This window comes from Brochothrix campestris FSL F6-1037 (genome assembly GCF_000525915.1).
GTDB lineage: Bacteria > Bacillota > Bacilli > Lactobacillales > Listeriaceae > Brochothrix > Brochothrix campestris.
Map to the genome: position 1 here is coordinate 1 of NZ_AODH01000090.1, position 529 is coordinate 529.

General features: G+C 41.4%; 1 protein-coding gene. It reads left to right on the top strand.

Annotated features, from left to right (window positions below; all coding sequences use genetic code 11):
* A partial coding sequence (locus tag BCAMP_RS11965; RefSeq protein ID WP_035315874.1) for an ROK family protein occupies positions 1 to 197 on the top strand: 197 nt, incomplete at its 5' end.
* Positions 198 to 529 lie beyond the last annotated feature (332 nt).

The window sequence follows — 529 nt, forward strand, 5'->3', positions numbered from 1 at the left end:
ACCCGAAAAAAATTATTTTCGGTGGCGGTGTCATGAAGCAAAGCCAGCTGTATCCAAAAATGCGTCACTATTTTAATGAATTAATGAACGGTTACGTCAATACCCCACCACTCGATCAGTACCTCGTTTACTGCGAATTGGGCGATGATGCTGGTATTACTGGGGCTTTGTTATTGGCTAAGGAAACGTTAGTTTAATAACCATTTTATCTATAGCTCTCTGAGATTGAAGATAAATGTTGTTCTAAGTCGTTACGACTTGCTCGCTCGGGATTACATAGCATCAGTACGCGCTTCGTCACTCGCTCGTCGAGCTTACTAGAATGAAAGTAATTTAGAGACGTTCTAAACTGCAGTGATTGGAGAAACGAAAGTGAAATCAACCGCTTAGAAGCAAACAGCTTGGAAGATAAATGAAGGCGACTATTTACCGTCGCTGCCATTTATCTGAAAGTTGACAGCTTCTGGTTGATGTAACTAGAGGAACGAAAGTGAAATCAACCGCCTAGAAGCAAACAGCTTGGAAGATA